21 protein-coding genes are annotated in these 20,093 nt (G+C 44.1%); 11 read left to right on the plus strand and 10 right to left on the minus strand.

The window, feature by feature from the left end:
* Positions 1–15 precede the first annotated feature (15 nt).
* From VFC92_09700 to VFC92_09720, 5 genes are all read left to right on the plus strand, one after another.
* Entirely contained in the window at positions 16–267 is a 252-nt protein-coding gene (locus VFC92_09700) for a thioredoxin family protein (protein ID HZK08463.1), read from the plus strand.
* A 3-nt stretch (positions 268–270) separates the two neighbouring features.
* On the plus strand, positions 271–1,023 hold the full coding sequence (locus tag VFC92_09705; GenBank protein HZK08464.1) for a sulfite exporter TauE/SafE family protein: 753 nt from the start codon (positions 271–273) through the stop codon (positions 1,021–1,023).
* A 126-nt stretch (positions 1,024–1,149) separates the two neighbouring features.
* On the plus strand, positions 1,150–1,575 hold the full coding sequence (locus VFC92_09710; protein HZK08465.1) for an arsenate reductase ArsC: 426 nt from the start codon (positions 1,150–1,152) through the stop codon (positions 1,573–1,575).
* A complete protein-coding gene (gene arsB / locus VFC92_09715; GenBank protein ID HZK08466.1) occupies positions 1,572–2,600 on the plus strand; it encodes an ACR3 family arsenite efflux transporter in 1,029 nt (342 codons plus the stop codon). Before VFC92_09710 ends, arsB begins: the two co-directional genes overlap by 4 nt.
* Before the next feature lie 64 nt (positions 2,601–2,664).
* The gene (locus VFC92_09720) at positions 2,665–3,819 is read left to right on the plus strand and encodes an RtcB family protein (protein HZK08467.1); all 1,155 of its coding nucleotides are present in this window, start codon (positions 2,665–2,667) and stop codon (positions 3,817–3,819) included.
* A gap of 27 nt (positions 3,820–3,846) precedes the next feature.
* On the opposite strand, the gene fabD is transcribed toward VFC92_09720, so the two are convergent.
* Both fabD and VFC92_09730 read right to left on the minus strand, forming a co-directional pair.
* Positions 3,847–4,734: an ACP S-malonyltransferase gene (gene fabD / locus VFC92_09725; GenBank protein ID HZK08468.1), complete on the minus strand. Its 888-nt coding sequence runs from the start codon at positions 4,732–4,734 to the stop codon at positions 3,847–3,849.
* Positions 4,735–4,744: 10 nt separating this feature from the next.
* Positions 4,745–5,476: a Bax inhibitor-1/YccA family protein gene (locus VFC92_09730; protein HZK08469.1), complete on the minus strand. Its 732-nt coding sequence runs from the start codon at positions 5,474–5,476 to the stop codon at positions 4,745–4,747.
* Between the two features lie 242 nt (positions 5,477–5,718).
* Here VFC92_09730 and VFC92_09735 point away from each other — a divergent pair, with 242 nt between their 5' ends.
* On the plus strand, positions 5,719–6,576 hold the full coding sequence (locus VFC92_09735; GenBank protein HZK08470.1) for a hypothetical protein: 858 nt from the start codon (positions 5,719–5,721) through the stop codon (positions 6,574–6,576).
* Positions 6,577–6,653: 77 nt separating this feature from the next.
* Here the strand turns inward: VFC92_09735 and folE are convergent, their stop codons facing one another.
* The 8 genes from folE to VFC92_09775 form a co-directional block, all read right to left on the minus strand.
* On the minus strand, positions 6,654–7,235 hold the full coding sequence (folE, locus tag VFC92_09740; protein HZK08471.1) for a GTP cyclohydrolase I FolE: 582 nt from the start codon (positions 7,233–7,235) through the stop codon (positions 6,654–6,656).
* 339 nt (positions 7,236–7,574) lie between these two features.
* On the minus strand, positions 7,575–8,081 hold the full coding sequence (locus VFC92_09745; GenBank protein HZK08472.1) for a sigma-70 family RNA polymerase sigma factor: 507 nt from the start codon (positions 8,079–8,081) through the stop codon (positions 7,575–7,577).
* A 211-nt stretch (positions 8,082–8,292) separates the two neighbouring features.
* A complete protein-coding gene (locus tag VFC92_09750) occupies positions 8,293–8,796 on the minus strand; it encodes an RNA polymerase sigma factor (protein ID HZK08473.1) in 504 nt (167 codons plus the stop codon).
* Positions 8,797–9,000: 204 nt separating this feature from the next.
* A complete protein-coding gene (locus tag VFC92_09755) occupies positions 9,001–9,885 on the minus strand; it encodes a MerR family transcriptional regulator (GenBank protein HZK08474.1) in 885 nt (294 codons plus the stop codon).
* Between the two features lie 207 nt (positions 9,886–10,092).
* Complete coding sequence (locus VFC92_09760) at positions 10,093–10,509, minus strand: hypothetical protein (GenBank protein HZK08475.1); 417 nt, start codon at positions 10,507–10,509, stop codon at positions 10,093–10,095.
* Positions 10,509–10,721 (minus strand): AtpZ/AtpI family protein, encoded by a 213-nt coding sequence (locus VFC92_09765; GenBank protein ID HZK08476.1) that lies wholly within the window; start codon positions 10,719–10,721, stop codon positions 10,509–10,511. The genes VFC92_09760 and VFC92_09765 overlap by 1 nt, the downstream gene beginning before the upstream one ends.
* Positions 10,684–11,100 (minus strand): polymer-forming cytoskeletal protein, encoded by a 417-nt coding sequence (locus tag VFC92_09770; protein ID HZK08477.1) that lies wholly within the window; start codon positions 11,098–11,100, stop codon positions 10,684–10,686. The genes VFC92_09765 and VFC92_09770 overlap by 38 nt, the downstream gene beginning before the upstream one ends.
* Before the next feature lie 129 nt (positions 11,101–11,229).
* Positions 11,230–13,953, minus strand: a complete 2,724-nt coding sequence (locus VFC92_09775) for a tetratricopeptide repeat protein (protein HZK08478.1) — start codon at positions 13,951–13,953, stop codon at positions 11,230–11,232.
* A 140-nt stretch (positions 13,954–14,093) separates the two neighbouring features.
* Between VFC92_09775 and VFC92_09780 the strand changes: the two genes are divergently transcribed.
* The 5 genes from VFC92_09780 (at position 14,094) to VFC92_09800 (ending at position 19,940) form a co-directional block, all read left to right on the plus strand.
* Positions 14,094–14,972, plus strand: coding sequence for a M23 family metallopeptidase (locus VFC92_09780; GenBank protein ID HZK08479.1), 879 nt, complete (start codon positions 14,094–14,096; stop codon positions 14,970–14,972).
* A gap of 48 nt (positions 14,973–15,020) precedes the next feature.
* The gene (locus VFC92_09785) at positions 15,021–16,193 is read left to right on the plus strand and encodes a 1-deoxy-D-xylulose-5-phosphate reductoisomerase (GenBank protein ID HZK08480.1); all 1,173 of its coding nucleotides are present in this window, start codon (positions 15,021–15,023) and stop codon (positions 16,191–16,193) included.
* Positions 16,194–17,534 carry an RIP metalloprotease RseP gene (gene rseP / locus VFC92_09790; protein ID HZK08481.1) on the plus strand — a complete coding sequence of 447 codons (1,341 nt, stop codon included), beginning with the start codon at positions 16,194–16,196 and terminating at the stop codon, positions 17,532–17,534. It abuts the gene before it with no gap.
* Positions 17,535–17,614: 80 nt separating this feature from the next.
* Positions 17,615–18,868 (plus strand): PAS domain-containing protein, encoded by a 1,254-nt coding sequence (locus VFC92_09795; protein ID HZK08482.1) that lies wholly within the window; start codon positions 17,615–17,617, stop codon positions 18,866–18,868.
* A gap of 406 nt (positions 18,869–19,274) precedes the next feature.
* A complete protein-coding gene (locus tag VFC92_09800; protein ID HZK08483.1) occupies positions 19,275–19,940 on the plus strand; it encodes a hypothetical protein in 666 nt (221 codons plus the stop codon).
* Positions 19,941–20,093 lie beyond the last annotated feature (153 nt).

Consider the following 20,093-nt stretch of genomic DNA (forward strand, 5'->3'; position numbering starts at 1 on the left):
TAAAATTTAATCGCATTGACAAACGAAATAAAAATAATATGTCCGCCCTTCGATTGCAGCAAATGCCGCCGTTTGAAAAAAGTAGTTCTCCAGGCGATTGAAATGTCAGGGGCAGAAGGGAACATTGAAGAAATCCGAAAGCTTAGCGAGATTTTAAAATTCCCGACCTGGATTTTCCCTACCCTGGTTGTCAATGGAAAGGTGGTCGCCCGGGGGTACACTCCAAAGGTGGAGAAAATAATGGAATACCTGAAAGTCGAAAATTAAAGTATGCTTTACACCATCGTTTTTCTCATTATCGCCGCAGCCTCTTTCGTGTTTGCCATGCTGGGTTTGGGAGGCGGAATGGTGTATGTTCCGGTTTTGAACTGGGCAGGTTTCGATATGGTTTCGGTGGCAATTCCACTGGGGTTGCTACTGAATGGGTTGAATACGGCTCTGGTTTTAATACCCTTTACCCGAAAAAAAATGGTCGACTGGAAGGGGGGCGCAGTGATGGCTGCTACGGCTTTAATCGCATCTCCTTTAGGGGCAATGACCAGCGAACATCTCCCCGTTCAAACCCTCAAAATATTGTTTGCTGCAATGGTAGTCGCCGCAGCATTAAGAACTCTTTGGGCATCCAGGCTGGCTGAACCGGACAAAATGATGTCGATTAAAAAGCGTAGCATTATTGGTTTTTTTGTAGGTGGATTTGCCGGTTTTATTGGCGGCATGTTAGGCCTGGGCGGCGGTTTTATCATTGCTCCCATTCTGATGATGATGGGCTACAAGACCAAGGAAGCCGCAGCAACTACAGCTTTTGTGGTTACTTTTTCATCATTTTCGGGCTATCTCGGGCACGTTTCACAGGGACAAATGAACTGGTGGCTTACCGCTATTGTGGTGGTGGCAGTTATTATTGGCTCGCAATTAGGCGGACGGTATATGACCCAGAAAGCCAAATCGAAACAGGTGAAAATAATTTATGCTGTGGTGTTGTTATTGATTGCTGCCAAAATGGTGTACGGGATAATTGCTTAAATGATGAAAACAAATTATTCATTAACAACATTGTTGCACCCAAAGAAAATACATGGATTCAAAAATCTGGCAGTTGGCTTTTTTGCACAAATTGAAATGGAAAACAATTTTAAATGTGCGTAAAGTATGAAAATCTTAATCCTGTGCACCGGCAACAGTTGCCGCAGCCAAATGGCTCATGGTTTTTTGCAGTCGTTCGATAAAAAACTAGATGTACGCTCTGCCGGAACAAAACCATCCGAAAGATTGAATCCCACAGCGGTACAGGTAATGGCTGAAATTGGCATCGACATCAGTCACCACACTTCCGATTCAGTGGATTTGTACCTTGATGATGAATGGGATTTCGTAATTACGGTTTGTGACGACGCCAACGAAAACTGCCCGGCTTTCACGGGGAAAGTGAAACACAGGCTGCATATTGGCTTCGACGACCCTTCCCATGCAACAGGAACCCCGGAATTTGTCCAAAGTGAATACTACAATGTGCGCGACGAAATTAAAGATGCGTTTTATGAATTTTATAATGAAGAGATAAAACCGAAAGTATGACCGCAAAGAAACGAATCGGATTTTTTGAAAAATACCTTACCATCTGGGTGGCATTGTGTATTGTTGGCGGAATTCTTATCGGATCATTTGCCGGTGAAACGATGCTGATCCTAAGCAAAATGGAAATTTACAAGGTGAATATCCCCATTGCGATTTTAATCTGGCTGATGATTTATCCCATGATGCTGCAAATTGATTTTTCGAGTATCAAAAATGTGGGGAAACGCCCGAAAGGATTAATCCTGACCATTGTTGTGAATTGGCTGATAAAGCCTTTTACGATGGCGTTTTTTGCATGGATTTTCTTTACGAAGATTTACGCGGCATTTATTTCACCCGAATTGGCAGGCGAATATATTGCAGGAGCTATTTTGTTAGGCGCAGCGCCATGTACCGCTATGGTTTTTGTGTGGAGTTACCTTTCCGACGGTGATCCAAATTATACATTGGTTCAGGTTTCAGTGAACGACCTGATAATCCTTGTGGCATTTGTTCCGATTGTTGGACTTTTGTTAGGGATTACCAATATCACCATCCCTTACAACACGCTAATTTTCAGTGTGATTATTTATGTGGTAATACCTTTGGTAGCCGGCTACCTGACAAGTAAAACGCTGATAAAAAAGTACGGGCAGGAATGGTTTACCGGGGTTTTACTTCCAAAACTCAAACCTTTAAGCATCTTTGCCCTGCTGATGACCCTGGTTCTTTTATTTGCTTTTCAAGGGCCAAACATCACCAAGAACCCGCTCATCATTTTATTGGTAGCCGTCCCGTTGGTCATTCAAACCTATTTTATCTTTTTTATCACATGGTTTGCCGGCAGAAAATTAAAATTACCCTACGCTATCTGCTCGCCATCAGCCATGATTGGCGCAAGCAACTTCTTTGAATTGGCCGTGGCCGTTGCCATTGCATTGTTCGGTCTGCAATCACCTGCTGCATTGGTTACCGTTGTTGGCGTGTTGGTTGAAGTACCGGTGATGCTTTCGCTGGTGGCCCTGGCAAACAAGTGGAAATACTAACGAACTTTAGCTGACTCCGTCCTTTTTTTTCGTATTTTATGTAAAAATTTCATATTTTGATTTTATGATACAAAAGATTATTACAGAACGGATTCCGATAAAATTGTGGCTCAAAGATATGGAAGAGGGCGCATTACAACAGGCAAAGGATTTGGCCAACCTCAGTATTGCCTTCAGGCACATCGCCATTATGCCCGACGCCCACGTGGGATATGGAATGCCCATAGGTGGGGTTATGGCTACCAAAGATGCTATTGTTCCCAATGCGGTGGGCGTGGATATTGGTTGCGGAATGTGCTCTTTACGAACCAATCTGGAACACATGGATGAGAAGAGATTGAAAAAGGTGATGAGCAATATCCGCAAAACCATTCCTGTAGGATTTAAGCATCATGCCGAAAAACAGGATGAGTGTTGGATGCCTCCGGTAGAGGGGGCGTTGCCAATTGTTTTGCAGGAATACAACAGCGCCATGTATCAGATAGGAACTTTGGGCGGAGGCAACCATTTTATAGAGATTCAAAAAGGTTCCGATGGCTACATCTGGATTATGGTGCACTCCGGTTCGCGGAATCTGGGCTATACAGTGGCCGAGCATTATCACCAGCAAGCCAAAGAGGAAAACAAAAAGCACCACGAAGAGGTGCCTCAGGACCTTTCGTACTTTTTGCGTGGATCAGAAGGGTACAATAATTATTTTAATGAGATGAATTACTGTATTCAGTTCGCTCTGCAAAATAGGCAATTGATGATGGAAAGAGTGAAAAGTGCTTTTGAGGAAGTTGCACCGGAGGTAGAATTCTCAAAGTTTATTAATAAACCACACAATTTCGCCGCCTGGGAAACCCATTTCGATCATGAAGTTATTGTACACCGGAAAGGCGCTACCCGTGCCGAAGAAGGTGAGTGGGGAATGATTCCAGGCTCTCAGGGAACCCGTTCGTTTCTGGTTAAGGGCAAAGGAAACCCGCTCTCTTTCAAGTCGTGTTCTCACGGGGCAGGACGGGTATTGAGCCGCAGCCAGGCCCGTAAGAAATTGGATATTAAAACAGAATCAGCAAAGCTGGAAGCGATGGGCGTAATTCACGCACTGCGTCACAAAGACGATTTGGACGAAGCGCCGGGATCCTACAAGGATATCGAAGAGGTGATGGCTCTGCAAGCCGACCTGGTGGATATTCAGGTGAAATTAAAGCCACTTGCTGTGATAAAGGCTTAAAGATTATTCCTTAGTCTTTGCCAAAAGTCACTCGCTGAAAGTAGCACTGCTCGCGTTGATGTTGCGGTCTATTTTTTTGAAAAGTCCCTGAAGCACTGTGCCGGGTCCAACTTCAATAATGGTTTTGGCGCCATCGGCTATCATGTTTTTCATAATCTGTGTCCAGCGTACCGGAGAAGTAAGCTGTGCTATTAGGTTGGATTTGATGATTTCAGGATCGTTTACAGGCTGTGCCGTAACGTTTTGGTAAATAGGGCATATACCTCGGATAAATTTTGTTGCTTCGATAGCTTGTGCAAGTTCCACACGTGCCGGCTCCATGAGTGGCGAGTGAAATGCTCCGCCCACTTTGAGTACCAAAGCTCGTTTGGCTCCTGCGTTTTTCAGTTTTTCGCAAGCCTGGTCAATACCAGCAATCGATCCGGAAATTACCAACTGACCCGGGCTATTGTAGTTAGCTGGAACCACCACTTCGTCTACCTCTTTCAAAATCCTTTCTACTTCGCTATCGTCGAGACCCAGTATAGCTGCCATGGTTGAAGGCTCTGCCTCGCAGGCTTTTTGCATAGCCTGTGCACGTTTTTGCACCAGACGCAGCCCGTCTTCAAATGAGAGGGACTTGTTGGCAACCAGCGCCGAAAATTCGCCCAGTGAGTGGCCGGCTACCATGTCGGGTTTAAAGTCGTCCTTGAGCATGCGTGCCAGGATAACGGAGTGCAGGAAGATGGCGGGCTGGGTAACGTTGGTTTGTTTCAGGTCGTCGTCGGTACCATCAAACATAAGATCGGTAATGCGAAAGCCAAGAATTTTGTTGGCTTTCTCAAATAGATCTTTGGCTGTGGAATTGTTGTCGTAAAGATCTTTTCCCATTCCGACAAACTGGGCGCCCTGACCAGGGAAAACGTATGCTTTCATAGTTGATAAATTATTTTCTGTTACCTAAAAAACGGAGCAAAAATAAAAATAAATTGATGAAATCGAGGTAGAGTGTCAAAGCTCCCATAATGGTGAGTTTGCGGCCATCTTCGGAGGCTTGTTCCACCTGGCTGCCGATGCGCTTGAGTTTTTGTACGTCGTAGGCGGTCAGGCCTGTAAAAATTAAAACACCCAAAAGACTGATCACGTAATCCATCATCGACGAGCGAAGAATGAGCACGTTTACCACCGTAGCGATGATGATGCCGATGAGCGCCATGATGAGGATGGAACCAAATTTTGTAAGGTCGGTGCGGGTGGTGTAGCCCAACAATGCCATGCCGCCAAACATTCCGGCAGTGATGGCGAAAGTGGTAGCAATGGAGCCTATCTGATAAACCAGGAAAATAAAACTAAGGCTCATCCCCATCAGGATAGAGTAGGCTACAAAAATGACGACCATCGTTGATGAAGAGAGTTTTTGGTAGCCAAAGCTGAGTAGTAAAACAAGGGCAAGAGGAGCAAAAATTACTACCCAACCCAGCACGGACATGCCGGTTTCGGTAACCAGCAGCGACATGAGTGAAGTGTTGTCGGCAAAAATCCAGGCAGTGCCTGCCGTGGCCATCATGCCCAGAAACATCCAGGCAAACACATTCGACAGAAAGGTTTTGCTCAAGGCAACCGTGTCGATGGCGTGGCTGGGATAATTCAGCGAATTTTGGTTTTGATTTGAAAACATTTTAAATCTGATTTGTTTACGATTTCTGAAAAAAGCGCAAAGATATGCGTATTTAGTGTCTGTCGATAATGCGATGACATTCCAAAGTGAGTGTTGTCGGGTTATCGGGTTATCAATTTGTCAGATCGCATGAAAATGGTCGCTTTGATATCAGAAAAATTTTTAGGTACTTTAAGATTTCATTGTTCAATTTTATAGACAACTGAACGTTCATCATCTAAATTTATTTAATAATGAAAACAATGAAAAAAATTATTCCGGTAATTTTGCTCTTTGCCTTGGTGGCTGTCTCGTGCAACCGCGGAGAGCTCGAGCGCGTCAATCAGGAAAATGAACAACTCAAAGAGCAGCTGGCTTCACGTGATGCCGACATGGAAGGCTTTATGGAAGTTTTTAACGACATCGGCGACAACCTGGCGGATATCCGTAGTCGCGAGAAAATGATTGTTAAAAAATCGGGAACAGCCGAAAATGGCGACCGGGTGACATCGGTGAAAGACGACATCCGTGCCATTGATGAGATGATGAAACAAAACAGGGAAAACCTGGCCAGGCTTACCGAACGCCTCAAAAACTCCACCGGCGAAAACAACCAGCTCCGGCGTATGGTAGAATCCCTCCAGGCATCTATCAGTGAGAAAGACAAGGAAATTGTGCAGTTGGTTTCTCAGCTCAAAACGCTTAATATCGAGGTGCAGGACCTCTACTCCTCGGTGTCGGATTTGCGCCTGGAGACTCTCGAGCAGGGTAAAATAATAGAAACCCAGGTGGAAGAACTCAACACCGCATATTATATCATTGGCGACGAAAAAGCCTTGCGCGAAAAAGAGATCATCACCAAAGAGGGCGGCTTTATTGGCATAGGTAGTACTACCAAACTGAATCGTGATTTTGATGAGGATGGTTTTACACAAATCGACATCCGCAAAAAAATGGTTTTCGATCTTGACGCTAAGAAGTTAAAGCTTATTACCAGTCATCCTTCTGATAGTTATCTGCTGCGGCGCAACGACGAAACCAAAAGGTTCTATAGCTTCGAGATCATCGATCCGGAGGCTTTCTGGAAAAACTCGAACTACATGGTGCTGACCATCGAATAGGCAATAAAGGATATTAGAAAAAAAGCATGCCCTTCAACCGGAGGAGCATGCTTTTTTTATAGGAATTATCACAACAATTAATGTAGTCTCGATCCGATAAGATGGATAAACTCGGCGCGTGTTTTCTCGCTCAGGAAAGCTCCGGTGAAATCGGAAGTAGTGGTTACTGAATTTTGTTTCTGAATGCCGCGCATCGACATGCACATATGCTGCGCTTCGATTACCACAGCCACTCCCAGCGGCTTTAATGTGTCCTGGATAGCTTCTTTGATTTGCGTGGTTAGGCGTTCCTGAACTTGCAGCCGGCGGGCAAAAGCATCCACCACCCGGGGCAATTTGCTCAGCCCCACAATGTGACCATTGGGGATGTAGGCCACGTGCGCTTTGCCAAAAAATGGTAGCATGTGGTGTTCGCACATTGAGTAAATCTCAATGTCTTTCACCAGCACCATCTGCCTGTAGTCTTCGGCAAACATGGCCGAGCGCAATATTTCGCGCGGATCGAGGTCATAGCCGTGTGTAAGAAATTGCAACGCTTTAGCTACGCGCTGCGGCGTCTTGAGAAGCCCTTCGCGGTCGGGGTTTTCACCTATCAATTTTAATATCTCGTGATAATGATGCGCCAGTTTATCGAGGGTGGCCTGGTTGTACAAATCCATTTTTTCGTAACCATCCATCTCGTTCTCCCGCGCCATCTGCATCTGCAGGTCATGAGCTTCGTCCATTACGGACGTTAATACCTTTTCCGTTTTCATGATAAAATTCTTTATTAAAAAGATGAATCCGGCCACTGGTTTTTATAGGATTCACCTTTGTCTGATTTATTAATAAGCAACAAAAATAAAGATTATTGCGGCACCAGTGTTTCAAATTAAAAAACCCCTTGCAAATGGAGCCCTTTTTTAAATTAAGACTAGAACAAACCTGAGTCTGGCACTCCAACAAAAAAGCCCGACAATATTTGCCGGGCTTTTAGAAATTATAAATTCAATGATTGCTTAAACGTCTTTGAGTGCTTTGATGAGTTTTTTGCGGCTGAAGAAAATCCGGCTTTTTACAGTTCCTATTGAAAGATCGAGATGCTCAGCGATTTCCTTGTATTTAAAACCTGCGTGATGCATCTTGAATGGAATTCGGTGCTCGTCCTGGAGCGAATCGACTACATTGCTCACCTCTTTGTGCGAAAGTGTTGATTCGGGTGTAGCTTCTTCTGATTTATTGCTGGAGTTTAAAAAATAGAGGTCGGCGGTGTTGTCGACAATCATGCTCACCTTGCTGTTGCGACGATAATTATTAATAAAGGTGTTCTTCATAATCGTGTAAGTCCATGCTTTCAGGTTGGTGTTTGCCTGGAACTTATCGCGATATGTAAGTGCTTTCAGGTACGTCTCCTGAACCAAATCGTTGGCATCTTCTTCGTTCTGTGTAAGGGTGTTGGCGAAATACTTCAGATTAGGCTGGAGACTCGTGAGTTCTTGGTCAAATTTCTGATCTTCCGTTTTCATAACAACAAAAGTTTATTTGTTAAACATGTGGTTTTCTAATAAATGGAACCACAAAAATAACGGAAGCATCCTTTGCTTATTTAATATGCTTCTAAATAATTCTTAAATTTACAGGTTTTTAACTTCCAGACTTCTAAGAATTCCCTGAAAATTGAAGGAAACATCTTTGCTAATCATCTTTATAATCAGCGTTTTAGCATCATTCGACCTACTATTGGTGACCTTCGAGTTTGTTCATCAGCTTTTTGCGGCTGAAGAAAATCCGGCTTTTTACCGTACCGATTGACAGGTCGAGTTCTTCAGCAATTTCGCGGTACTTGTAGCCATTGTGGTGCATTTGGAAAGGAACACGGTGCTCCTCCGCGAGATTATCGACAACCTTACGAATTTCTTTGTGCGAGAGCTGTGCCTCCGGGCTGTACTCTTCGATAAACTTACTTGAGTTGATAAAAAAGTTGTCGTTGGTATTATCTGATATTACCGTTGTCCGGCTTTTGCGGCGGTAGTTGTTGATGAATGTGTTTTTTAAAATGGTGTACGTCCAAGCTTTCATGTTGGTATTCTCTTCGAATTTATCACGATATGTCAGCGCTTTGAGAAAGGTGTCCTGAACCAAATCCTTGGCTTCTTCTTCATTCTGCGTGAGCGACTTGGCGAAATAATGAAGATTATCTTGTAAGCTCGTAAGTTCCTGAGTAAATGAGTATGGTTTCATGATTTATCGATTTATGTGTTTAATAAATATGACGCAAAGATAAACATAAATGATGAACCGTTAAACACAAAAAATCTAAATAAACACTAAAATACTGGAAATAAAACATTTAAACAATACTGAATCAGTAAGTTATGTTGTAAGCTTTTATTATTAAAATGTTGATGATGTAGTAGGAATAATTAGACAAATCGACCTGAGTAACTATTGGATCAGGTTTTTTAGCGTTTTCATATCATCAAAAACGGTAACTGGAGGAGGAATGATCAGGTTATTCATTTTGAGCTGCAATCCGGTGATGAGTATCTGTTTTTGACCGAAATCATCTGCCAGGCGATTGATATGATCCTGAACATTATGCAGCGAAAGTCCGGAGGTAATTACCGTCAGTAATCCTTGGAATGGAATACTTTGGGCAACTTTTAATAAATCTTCATAAGGTACCATCTGCCCGAGGTAAATCACTTTGTGTCCGGCTTTCTGTAAAATGTAGGAAGCGAAGAGCAGGCCTATTTCGTGCAGTTCGTTTTGGGGAAGATAGAGTAGGAACGTTTTGAGCTGCGCCGGAGTTGACGTGGGAATCACACCGTCAATGGCAACGATCATTTTTTGCCGGATGAGGTTGGTCATAAAATGCTCTTGCGCAGGATGTACAGCGCCAATTTGCCAAAGGACACCTATTTTGTCGAAAAACGGAATGATAATCCGCGTAAAAGTATCTTCAAACCCCTGGCTGATAATGAGCTTGTTGAGATCTTTCTCAAACTTTGCCTCGTTCATGTCGATCATCGACACCACCAGATTTTCGATGTGGCTTCCGGCATCGGTGGTTTTGTTGCAGATGGCTACGATATTATCTACCAGTTCATTGTGCGACATTTTGGCCAGCAACGAAATCTTGATCCCGGCCCGGTTAAGTATCGAAATGTTGAGGAGCTTCTTTACGTCGTGGTCGGTATAATAGCGGATGTTGGTGTCGGAACGATTAGGTGTAACGATATTGTAACGCTTTTCCCAGATGCGCAGCGTATGTGCTTTTATCCCGGTAAGCTGTTCCAGATCTTTGATAGTGTATGTTGCAGAAGTCAAAGTTTTAATGGTTTTGATTAATGCAAGAACACGCACTGGTGCAAAATGTTTAAGGTTGGCTAATTAAAACTAAACAGTGATGCTATGTTAATCCAATTCAGAAAAAAGAAAAATCAGGGTACTTTATCAATAAATCACAAACGAAAATAAAATAAGACATCAGTGGCTGTTTGTAAAAAAAAACGGCTGTATGCTTTTATATTCCGGCTATTTGCCCTTCAGTTTGCGTTGCACCTTTTGCTGGTTGATTACTTCCAGTGGTGTAAATATGAGATAAAGTATCAGGAAGGCGAAGATGAAGTTGACCGCGTCGTTTCGGTTGAGCAGTGCATAAACGACAAGTATTATCAGAAAAAGCAGCAACTTGAAGCTTGTCGATAGCAATGCCACACTCACAAACTTAGTGTTTCGGCTTTGTGTTGATTTTAATTGTAAAAAGTAAACAAGATTAAAAATCACAACAAAGAAAATGAGCAGCCAGGGGATGGCTGGCGAAAAATAGTGGGCCAGGGATGTGTTGATGGCGATAACGTAGATGATACCAAGAATGACGGCGGTTGCCAGTGTGTAGATCAGGAACCGGCGAATAGCGGCGCGAATGAGCGTGTGGATGTCTTCCTTCATCAGATAAAGTCTTTGATGGCGTGATAGATGGCCGTGATCATGGCAAGTGTGGAGAGTATGATGAGTAAAATGGGAAATTGGTTGTCCAGCCATTTGTCGAGCTTGTAGCCTCCAAATACGCCGGCAGCAATGATTATCAGCATTTGCATGCCAATGCCCGAGTATTTTATGAAATTATCGAATTGCTTCTTCTCTTTTTTTAATTTCTTCATGATGTGCCGGTAGTTCAAAATCCTCGTCTTCGGGGATGTCGTTCATGTTGCAAGAGCCGGTAAATCTAGCGCCGGGTTCTATTGCAAGCTTGGTCACAAAGATGTCGCCGGTGAGCTTGGCCGCTGCCTTGAGTGTGAGCAACTCGTGCACCACCACCTTGGCTTTTATTATGCCACTGAAGTCGGCATTCTGACAAATGATTTCTCCCTCTACTTTTCCTGAAGCGCCTATTACCACTTTGCCTTTGCTGTTGATGCTGCCCATCAGATGCCCGTCGATACGGTAGTCGCCGTTTGATTTTATGTCGCCTTTTATGATGGTTCCGTTGCCCAGAAAGTTGATGGATGGTGAGCTTTCGATAATGTTATTTTTCCCCATGATACCCGTTTCTTTTGTTTTGAGAATCACCCGCAAAAATACATTTTTCAAAAATCTTCGCGAGAATCAGTTTTTAGTTCGGGAATACCCCTTTGGTTTTTACAGGCAACGAATTGTCGCTGTGTGGGTTTATTCGCCCGTAGTTTTGTTGAGATAATGTAGATTAAAGAATTTATAATAGTCTTCGATATTCTTTTCTCGATAAAAAATTGGATAATTATCTACCGAAATGGCAAAGATACTTTTTTCGATATCTCTTATTTGCGTGTTGACGTATTCGTTGTCCTGGACAGCCCGATAATAGTTTAGTGCTTTTTCGGCGCTCTCGAAATTACCCACCGTGATCATTTGTATGTCTTCCATAAAAACGATGCTGTTAATCTTGAGTTGTTGGGTAATAAAATATTTGGTATTAAAGTCAGAAATCCTAATCTTAAGTGCGTTGATGTTGGTGTTTCCGCCATCCACCAGCGCCATAAAAATGTGCACCGATGCGAGATTTTTGGTGTAAAGGGACGCAACGGCTTCGGGTTCCTTCATGGGTTTTCCGGTGCTGTCGTAGGCTACCGTAGTTTCAGTTTCCTGCAGCGCCATATTCCCATCCTCGTCGGGACGCAAACGGTTTAGGATGTCCATGGCAAGCGGTTTTACATCGCTTTCGGGATATGTAGCCACCAAATACTCAAGTGAGCTGGCCAGCGTGTCGAGGTTCTGAACATTGCCCAGCGACATGGCTTTCAAAAACTCGAACTTACTCAGCAAATCGCTCTCCTGGTATTTCTCCACCGCTTCGTTGTAGTTATTAATAACCAGATAAAACTGGTTGTTCATGTAGGCGTTGTAAGTGTTCTGATAAAGTGTGGAGGCAGCATTGCGCTGGGCTTGCAGCACAAGGTTGTAGTTGGGATCGATGATGATTTTGGCATAGTCGCTCTCCGGAAAGTCGCGCACAATGAGCTGCCGGTAGTACTCGGCACGTTCGGCATCGGGCAGATCTTCGTTGTTTTTGTACAATTGGTAATAAACCTGAAGTTTGTGTTCGTGCTCCGGAAATTTATTCAGTAGGATTTCAAAGGCTTCAATCGACTTGGCGTCGTCTTTCAGGCCATCTTTGTAAATGTATCCGATGTTAAAATAAGCTTCTTCGATGAGTGCGTTGGAGGCCTCCATTTTTTCTTCGGTCATGGGTAGATCCTGCAAATAAAATTCGCGTTTTTTTGGATCGGTTACCAGGGCCACTGCGGTGCTATCGGCGCCCAATGAGTCGGCCTGCGCTATCTCTGGGTCATCGTCAAAATCGGTGACTATTTGTTTGTTGCTCAGTCGCCACAGATCTTCAAGTTTACGCCGGCCCCATTTTTTCTGAAATTCTGTAAAACCAAAGCTGACGGCTTGTGGGTTAGAAAAATACCAACTGCCCGACTGTTGCATACTGCGGCCTTCCTGGCGGCTGGCTTGTTCCATCATCGAGAGGGTCTGGCGGCGTTCGCTTTCTTCTTCGCGTTCACGCGCCTCTTCTTCAGCTATCTTTTTTATCAGCACATCCAGTATCGCGTTACGCTGATCTTCCGGCATCAGCGCCATGCGTTGCAAACTGTCCTGTAGGGCAATGTTTTGCAAGTTGTCGATAAGTTCGGTAAGTGTTGCCGTTTTGGCGCGGATGGCTTTATAGTTGGGAAACTCTTCGGGCAAAAACTGCATAGCTGTATCGTAATAGGCTCCTGCCAGAGTATATTCAGGTTGTTTAAAATGCAACTCTGCCAGGTCGAGCGATGAAACGGATTTTTGAAAATCGTTTTCCACACTCGAAGCTACCGACAAGGTGAGATATTCGATCCCTTTTTCAATTTGTCCGTCCTTTAGAAAAATTTCCGCCAGAGCGTAATAAACCTGATCGTAATATTCCTTGTTTTTGCTGTCGCGCAGCATCTTGTTTAATTTCTTAACAATGGCGCTGCGGTTGCTCGATTTAATGTTGTAAGTTTTGGCAAGGTTTATCTTGGCATTGAACGACATTTCATAGGTTGGATTTTTGCGTATCACCAGGTTATAAAGTCTGGCAGCATCATCCATCTCACCCAGCTCCTGATAAATCTGTGCCAAAATAAACCTAAGCCGGTTGAGGTCCTTTTTTTTGCGGTTAAGCTCAATAGCACGTTGCAGGTATTTGATGGACTTGCCATATTGCTGTTGCAAAATGTAATGGTTGGCGTAGACTTTCACAAATTCCTTCTCAAGACTGGCCGGCGCTTCGTCCTTTTTCAGGCTGCTGTTGAGGTTGTCGAGAATGGTAACGGATTTCTCAAATTCTTTGTTCTGGTTGTAAGTGCGTGCCAGCCAGAGTTCGGCCTGGTAGCGGCTATCTTCCTGGCTAAAACGGTTGGTGACAAATTCAAAAGTACGCTTTGCATTGGGGAACTCCTTTTTATAAAGGTAGGCTTTGCCAATAAGCAGATAGCTGTCGTCGATCCAGCGAACGTACTCTTTGCGCTTGAAATACATCGAGTGGCGCTGAATAACCTTGGAGGACTTTTCGATAGCCCGGTCCATATTGGGAATCACCGACTGTGCATCCTGCTGCGTACCATATTTATAAACCGGCAACACGCTCGTGTAGTTGTCTTTCACGTTTTTGTCGAGCGAACGCACACCTTCCTTAAAACTTTCGTTCCCATTCCAATAGGCGTTATAGTGCGCCGTCAGATTGTGATACGTCCGCCGGGTAAAGGTATTTTTCTTGGTAGAACAACCACTAAGGCCTACAGAGAGAACCATCCAGCCGATAAGGATGATTGCAAGGTTTCCCCTTACAGAGAATGGTTGAGAAGGAAATATGATGAGCCGCTTTTTCAAATTCCTGTTGCTGATAATTCTTAAAAACAATATGACGTCACTGAATTGGTTAATAAACTACCATTCGCCAAAAATATTATTAAACTAAACAAAAGCGCGATATTTGCCGCCCGATCGTTATCAGGAAAAACGTTGTAAAATTGAAACAAAACCGTAATAATAGTAGGACAATCAGCCGGTTAAGGCATAAGTACAAGCTGGTGCTGATGGATGCCGGCTCTTACGAAGAGAAATTCTCGTTTCGCCTGACGCGCCTCGGCGTGTTTTCAGTAGCCGGTGCTTTGGTCATCCTGTTGGTTTTTCTCACCCTTTATCTGGTAGCCTTCACCTCTCTGCGCGAATACATTCCCGGCTATGCTGATGTTAACATGCCCAAAAAAGTCTATGAGCTGCAGCAGAGAGCTGATTCGCTCGAAACCATTTTCCGGCAACAGACTCTTTACATTACCAATCTGAAGCAGGTCCTGCTCGGAAAAGAAGTTTCCGGCACCATGCCTCCCGGTAAGAATGATTACGTAAGTTACGATACCATCACCATGACCATTTCGGCCGAGGACTCGCTGCTACGTGCCGAGTTTGAGCAGCAAAGCAAATACAACTTGAACCAGAATCAAACGCGCAGCTACAGGTATGCCCCTGCCGATCTGGGAAACATGAATTTCTTTCCACCCATCAAAGGCATTGTCACGCGGTCGTTTAATAGCAAACTCGATCATTACGGGGTGGACATTGTAGCCAAAAGCAACTCAGCCATCAAAGCTGTGCTCGACGGCACGGTGATTTTTTCTGACTGGACGCTCCAAACTGGTTACATTATCGGCCTTCAGCACAAAAATAATTTGATCTCCGTGTACAAACATAATTCAAGCCTGCTCAAGCAGGAGGGCGCCTACGTGAAAGCCGGCGAAACCATTTCAATTGTGGGCGCATCCGGAGAACTAAGTACTGGCCCGCATCTGCATTTTGAACTATGGCACAACGGCAGTCCGGTTAACCCTGAAGAATTCATCGCTTTTTAGTCTTTACATAATTTCTACTTTTGCAGCCGCAAAAAATCCGCGGACATTTTGAATAAGCAACTGGCAATTCTTGGATCAACAGGCTCCATCGGGCAACAAGCTCTGGAGGTGGTACGACGCAATCCGCAGCGTTTTGGAATTACTGTGCTCACTGCCCACAGCAATTACCAATTGCTCATACAACAAGCTTTGGAATTTAAGCCAAAGGTTGTTGTAATAGGCTGTAGCGCGAGTGCCACCGTGGTTCGGGAAGCTTTGAAAAGTACCGGAATAGAAGTGTTGGCTGGTAACAAACATTTGGAAACGGTGGTTACAATGCCCGAAATCGATCAGGTGTTGGTGGCGTTGGTAGGAGTTGCTGCGCTTACGCCTTTGGTGGCGGCTATCAAAGCTCACAAGTCGATAGCTTTGGCCAACAAAGAAGCGTTGGTAGTGGCCGGCGATATCGTGATGCGGCTTGGGCGCGAACACCAGGTTCCTATTCTGCCGGTCGACTCGGAGCATTCGGCCATATTTCAGTGCTTGCAGGGAGAGCAGAGCAGCAGTATCGAAAAGATTTACCTCACCGCATCAGGAGGGCCTTTTTTTGGAAAATCTGTCCAAAGTCTCCGTCAGGTAACACCTGAGCAGGCACTGTGTCATCCCAACTGGAATATGGGTAGTAAGATTACCATCGACTCGGCTACCATGATGAACAAAGGGCTGGAAGTGATCGAAGCAAAATGGCTTTTCGATCTCGAACCGCATCAAATCGAAGTGGTGGTGCATCCGCAATCGGTGGTGCATTCCATTGTTCAGTTTACTGATGGAAGCATGAAAGCACAAATGGGCCTGCCCGATATGAAGCTTCCCATACAATATGCCCTCGCTTACCCTGAACGTATTGCTGCCGATTTTGGACGCTTTAGCTTTATGGATGTTTCCAAACTTACTTTTGCCAGCCCCGATGAGGAAACCTTTCGATCCCTGCGGTTGGCCCGGCAGGCATTGTTGAGTGGCGGTAATCTTCCCTGCATTCTCAATGCTGCAAATGAAACAGCTGTAGAGGCTTTTTTGAAGCATCAGATCGGCTTCGTGCAAATACCCGAAATTATTGAACAAACAATGGATAAGGGAGTTTTTATTGCCAATCCTTCGCTCGATGAGCTGATCGAAACAAACAGGCTGGCTAAAAACTGCGCCAAAGAAATTATCAAATCAAAAGAAATACTATTCGTTTAAATGGAAATATTAATTCAGGTTCTTCACCTGCTGCTCAGCCTATCGGTTTTGGTCATTGTTCATGAGTTTGGACACTTTATCGCAGCAAAGATTTTTAATACCCGCGTCGAGAAATTCTATCTCTTTTTCAATCCCTGGTTTTCGATTTTTAAATTTAAAATTAAAGATACCGAATATGGCTTGGGATGGCTGCCCTTGGGCGGATACGTGAAAATTTCAGGAATGATAGACGAATCGATGGACAAAGAGCAGCTCAGTAAGCCGCCTCAACCGTGGGAATTTCGTAGCAAACCAGCCTGGCAGCGCCTCATCATCATGCTTGGCGGAGTGTTTATGAATGCTTTGCTGGCATTCGTGATTTATTCCGTAATCCTTTTTAGCTATGGCGAAAAATATTTGCCTACCAAAAATCTTACCGACGGGTTTTGGGTAACCGATTCTGTTTTAATGGATGCAGGCCTTAGAACCGGCGACAAGGTAATTTCCATCAACGGGCAGGCTCCTCCGTTACGCTACAACGAAATTCTTCTCGAGATGCTTTACAGCGATTCGATGGCTGTGGAGCGTAACGGTCAGCGCGTGTACCTTACTATTCCGACCGACCTGGCCGGTCAGCTCAGCGAAAAGCGCGGAGCCACCCTTTTGCCACGCTATCCTTTTGTAGTGGCCAATGTTCCCGAAAACTCGCACAATGCTGGTGCAGGCCTGCAGCACAAAGACCGCATTGTGGCCATCGACGGGCAGCCGGTGAAATATTACGATCAGTTTCCGGAGCTTGCTATACAACATGCCGGTGATACCGTAACTGCCGAAGTTGTACGTGACGGCCTGCATCTGCAATTGCCGCTGGCCATCGACGAAAACGGAAAAATCGGCGTAGAGTGGGGCCTGTTGCCTGCCGATCAACTCGAAGAGATGGGCATCTACAGCTTTGCCCAGAAAAGCTTTTCGTTAATAGAATCCATTCCTGCCGGTTTAAAAATGGCCAACAATCGTACGGTTGACTATGTGCGGCAGTTCAAATTGCTGCTCAACCCCGAAACGGGCGCTTACAAAGGCCTCGGAGGTTTTGTTACTATCGGAAGCATCTTCCCGACATCCTGGAACTGGCGCATCTTTTGGGAGCTTACCGCTTTTCTCTCCATCATGCTCGCAGTGTTGAACATATTGCCAATTCCCGCCCTCGATGGGGGACACGTAATGTTCCTGTTGTATGAATTAATTGCCCGGCGCAAACCCAGCGATAAATTCCTGGAATATGCACAAGTGGTTGGCATGGTTATCCTCTTTGGATTGTTAATTTTCGCCAACGGCAACGATATTATCCGCCTGTTTCAATAGGTTACGGAAAATATATTCATTTAGTTAATGACATTTGGTTTACCTTTGTGTCTGTTAAAAAATTGCACAATTTATTCCCTATGTCAGAAACGAAGCAAGATATTGTAGCCTCCATCCAGCAGCAAATTCTTAATGCAGTTCCTGCGCTTATTTTTGTTAAGGATACCGAAAATCGCTTCATCTCGGTCAACAAAGCCTATGAGGATGTTACCGGGCTAAAGCTTGGGGAGATAATAGGTAAAAATGTTTTTGACATCATTCCCAATCAGGCTTTGGCCGAGGAGTATTTCAAAGATGATTTGGAGGTGCTCGAAACTGGGGTGCCCAAGCGCAACATCATCGAGCCTATGCTCACCGATGAGTCCAAATGGTTTATCACCGACAAAATCCCATTTCGTGATGAAAAGGGTGAGATAAAAGGAGTCATCGGTTTTTCTATTGATATTACCGAGCGCAAAAATGCCGAAGATGCTTTGGTGCGGAGCGAACAAAAATTTCGCATGTTATTCGATTCTGCGCCGGAGGCTATCGTGATAACTGATTTGAAAGGGCGCTTCATCTCGGTAAATAAAACTTTTACAGAATTGCTGGGTTATTCGTGCGACGAAGCCATGTCGTTAAGCTTTCGCGATATTACGCCCGAATGGCTCGTGGATTCAGAGATGGATTATTATCGCGATAACCATTTTCATTCACAGCCCGTTATCAATATCGAAAAAGCCTACATCTCCAAGTCGGGCGAAATGATACCTGTGTACATTATCTACTGGCTTATTTACGATGAAACCGGCGCCCCATTTCGTTTGGGGGCTTACGTGAAAGATCTTTCTGTGAATAAAAAGGCCGAGGAACTGGAAACATCGCTTTATGAGGCCGAGAACGAGCAGCTTAAAAGCGAACTTGATGCTAAATCTCAAATGATCACCCTGAAGATGACGCAGCTTGTCGAAAAAAATGCGCTCATCGTGAATCTGATGAAACGCCTTGAAGACCTGAAAACGGTTGACCCCGAAAATCTGAAAGATAGAATTGACGAGATTATTAAGGAAATGTCGGAGAGTGGAAAAGAAAAAGAAGAAGTTTGGGGGGAGTTTGAGGCTACTTTTGGCAGTATCAATTCGTCGTTCTATGGCAACGTGAACAAAGCTTTTCCTTCTTTGACCAACAACGAGCGACGTCTGGTAGCTTTTTTCAAAATGAACCTCTCTACCAGAGAAATTTCGGGAATCACGCATCAATCGATCAGAAGCATCGAAATGGCACGCTCACGCCTGAGAAAAAAATTAAATATCGATCGCCAAACTACGCTTTCAAGCTTCTTTAGTCAGTTTTAAGTCAAAATGTGCAAATTTTTGCTGTTGGCGCCCAGCCATTATTTTAGCAGCAATAGTCCCGGAATTCTTTTAATGATCTGGTTTTTGATTGATTGCCACTTCCGGTAAATTAATTTTTTAAAATGTTTTTGTGCAAAAAAATTTTTTTTTCTTGGTCATTTCAAATTATGATATTATGTTTGCAACGACTAAATCATGGTTGTTTTTTAATAATTGGTTTTAAGGGGTAGTTTGGGAGTCAACCTAAAGCAGGGGGATAAATTCACAAAACTTTTTCCAGATTTAGCATATATCCCCCCGCTCCCAAACTTTTTTTTATACTCTTTGTTCCTTTCTTCTCTCTTTCTCCTACGAATTCCTATTTTTGCCGCAGCATTCATGTTTCACAAAATTAATGATTTAGCAGATGATTCCATTAGGGTTGTGGCTTAAAAAGCTGCTTTACGGAAAATATTCTTTGGCGTTTCAGCAACACATCAACAATCTTGATTCGCGCAGGAATTTTAAAAAAAACTACACCACGGCATGTTCCAAAACCGATCCGCTTAATCATTATCACAAAGTTATCGAGTCGGATGCCGGTCTTAAGGTATTTCAGTCCATCCATCCCATTGTTTTTAATGAGGTAGCTTTTGGGTTGCAATTTCGGAAGGTCGCTGCAAAAATCGGCAAATACAATTGCTACGACAGCCAGAACTACAACGGCGTGGTGTGGCGACGCCTGGGCACAAGAGAGCGCATCTATAACCACGGCGTTAAGAGGATTTATCATTTTATCGACAAGAAATACTTCTTTGGAGAATTGTTCTTTTCAGATCTGCGCAAAATCGATCCCGCTGTTATTGCAGGTTCCCTGCTTAAAAAGTACACCGGAACGAAGCAATCCGTCACTTCTGAAAATTTCAGGATAGAGGGGGAAAACGCTTTTATTTTTTTTGAAAATTCCGGTATCAATCTCAGCATCAAATACATTTCGACGGCTGATGTACAGATCAACGAGAAGTTGATTGAAGTTCTCAGGCCCATAACACTTCCCGAATATTCTGCACGCGAACTGACAGATGAATTGTAGCAAATCGGGTTGTCGGGTTGTTGGGTTGGGTTTTAAGATTTTATGGTAAGCTGTTAATTATTTTTGTTTACATTCAGCTACAGAGTAAACTTGCAATATCCCTACAGCGGGCTGCGTTAGCTGCTGACATTTTGGAACAATCTTAAGCCTTCT

This window comes from Bacteroidales bacterium (genome assembly GCA_035647615.1).
Taxonomy (GTDB): Bacteria; Bacteroidota; Bacteroidia; order Bacteroidales; family 4484-276; genus SABY01.

What these genes read in the sequence shown, in the direction of transcription:
- VFC92_09730 (HZK08469.1), bottom strand. Translation starts at nt 5,476, where the DNA reads ATGTTTTCAAATCAAAACCAAAATTCGCTGAATTATCCCAGCCACGCC.
- rseP (HZK08481.1), top strand. Translation starts at nt 16,194, where the DNA reads ATGGAAATATTAATTCAGGTTCTTCACCTGCTGCTCAGCCTATCGGTT.
- VFC92_09710 (HZK08465.1), top strand. Translation starts at nt 1,150, where the DNA reads ATGAAAATCTTAATCCTGTGCACCGGCAACAGTTGCCGCAGCCAAATG.
- folE (HZK08471.1), bottom strand. Translation starts at nt 7,235, where the DNA reads ATGGATTTGTACAACCAGGCCACCCTCGATAAACTGGCGCATCATTAT.
- VFC92_09795 (HZK08482.1), top strand. Translation starts at nt 17,615, where the DNA reads ATGTCAGAAACGAAGCAAGATATTGTAGCCTCCATCCAGCAGCAAATT.
- VFC92_09760 (HZK08475.1), bottom strand. Translation starts at nt 10,509, where the DNA reads ATGAAGGAAGACATCCACACGCTCATTCGCGCCGCTATTCGCCGGTTC.
- VFC92_09765 (HZK08476.1), bottom strand. Translation starts at nt 10,721, where the DNA reads ATGAAGAAATTAAAAAAAGAGAAGAAGCAATTCGATAATTTCATAAAA.
- VFC92_09705 (HZK08464.1), top strand. Translation starts at nt 271, where the DNA reads ATGCTTTACACCATCGTTTTTCTCATTATCGCCGCAGCCTCTTTCGTG.
- VFC92_09750 (HZK08473.1), bottom strand. Translation starts at nt 8,796, where the DNA reads ATGAAACCATACTCATTTACTCAGGAACTTACGAGCTTACAAGATAAT.
- VFC92_09800 (HZK08483.1), top strand. Translation starts at nt 19,275, where the DNA reads ATGATTCCATTAGGGTTGTGGCTTAAAAAGCTGCTTTACGGAAAATAT.
- VFC92_09720 (HZK08467.1), top strand. Translation starts at nt 2,665, where the DNA reads ATGATACAAAAGATTATTACAGAACGGATTCCGATAAAATTGTGGCTC.
- arsB (HZK08466.1), top strand. Translation starts at nt 1,572, where the DNA reads ATGACCGCAAAGAAACGAATCGGATTTTTTGAAAAATACCTTACCATC.
- VFC92_09770 (HZK08477.1), bottom strand. Translation starts at nt 11,100, where the DNA reads ATGGGGAAAAATAACATTATCGAAAGCTCACCATCCATCAACTTTCTG.
- fabD (HZK08468.1), bottom strand. Translation starts at nt 4,734, where the DNA reads ATGAAAGCATACGTTTTCCCTGGTCAGGGCGCCCAGTTTGTCGGAATG.
- VFC92_09735 (HZK08470.1), top strand. Translation starts at nt 5,719, where the DNA reads ATGAAAAAAATTATTCCGGTAATTTTGCTCTTTGCCTTGGTGGCTGTC.
- VFC92_09745 (HZK08472.1), bottom strand. Translation starts at nt 8,081, where the DNA reads ATGAAAACGGAAGATCAGAAATTTGACCAAGAACTCACGAGTCTCCAG.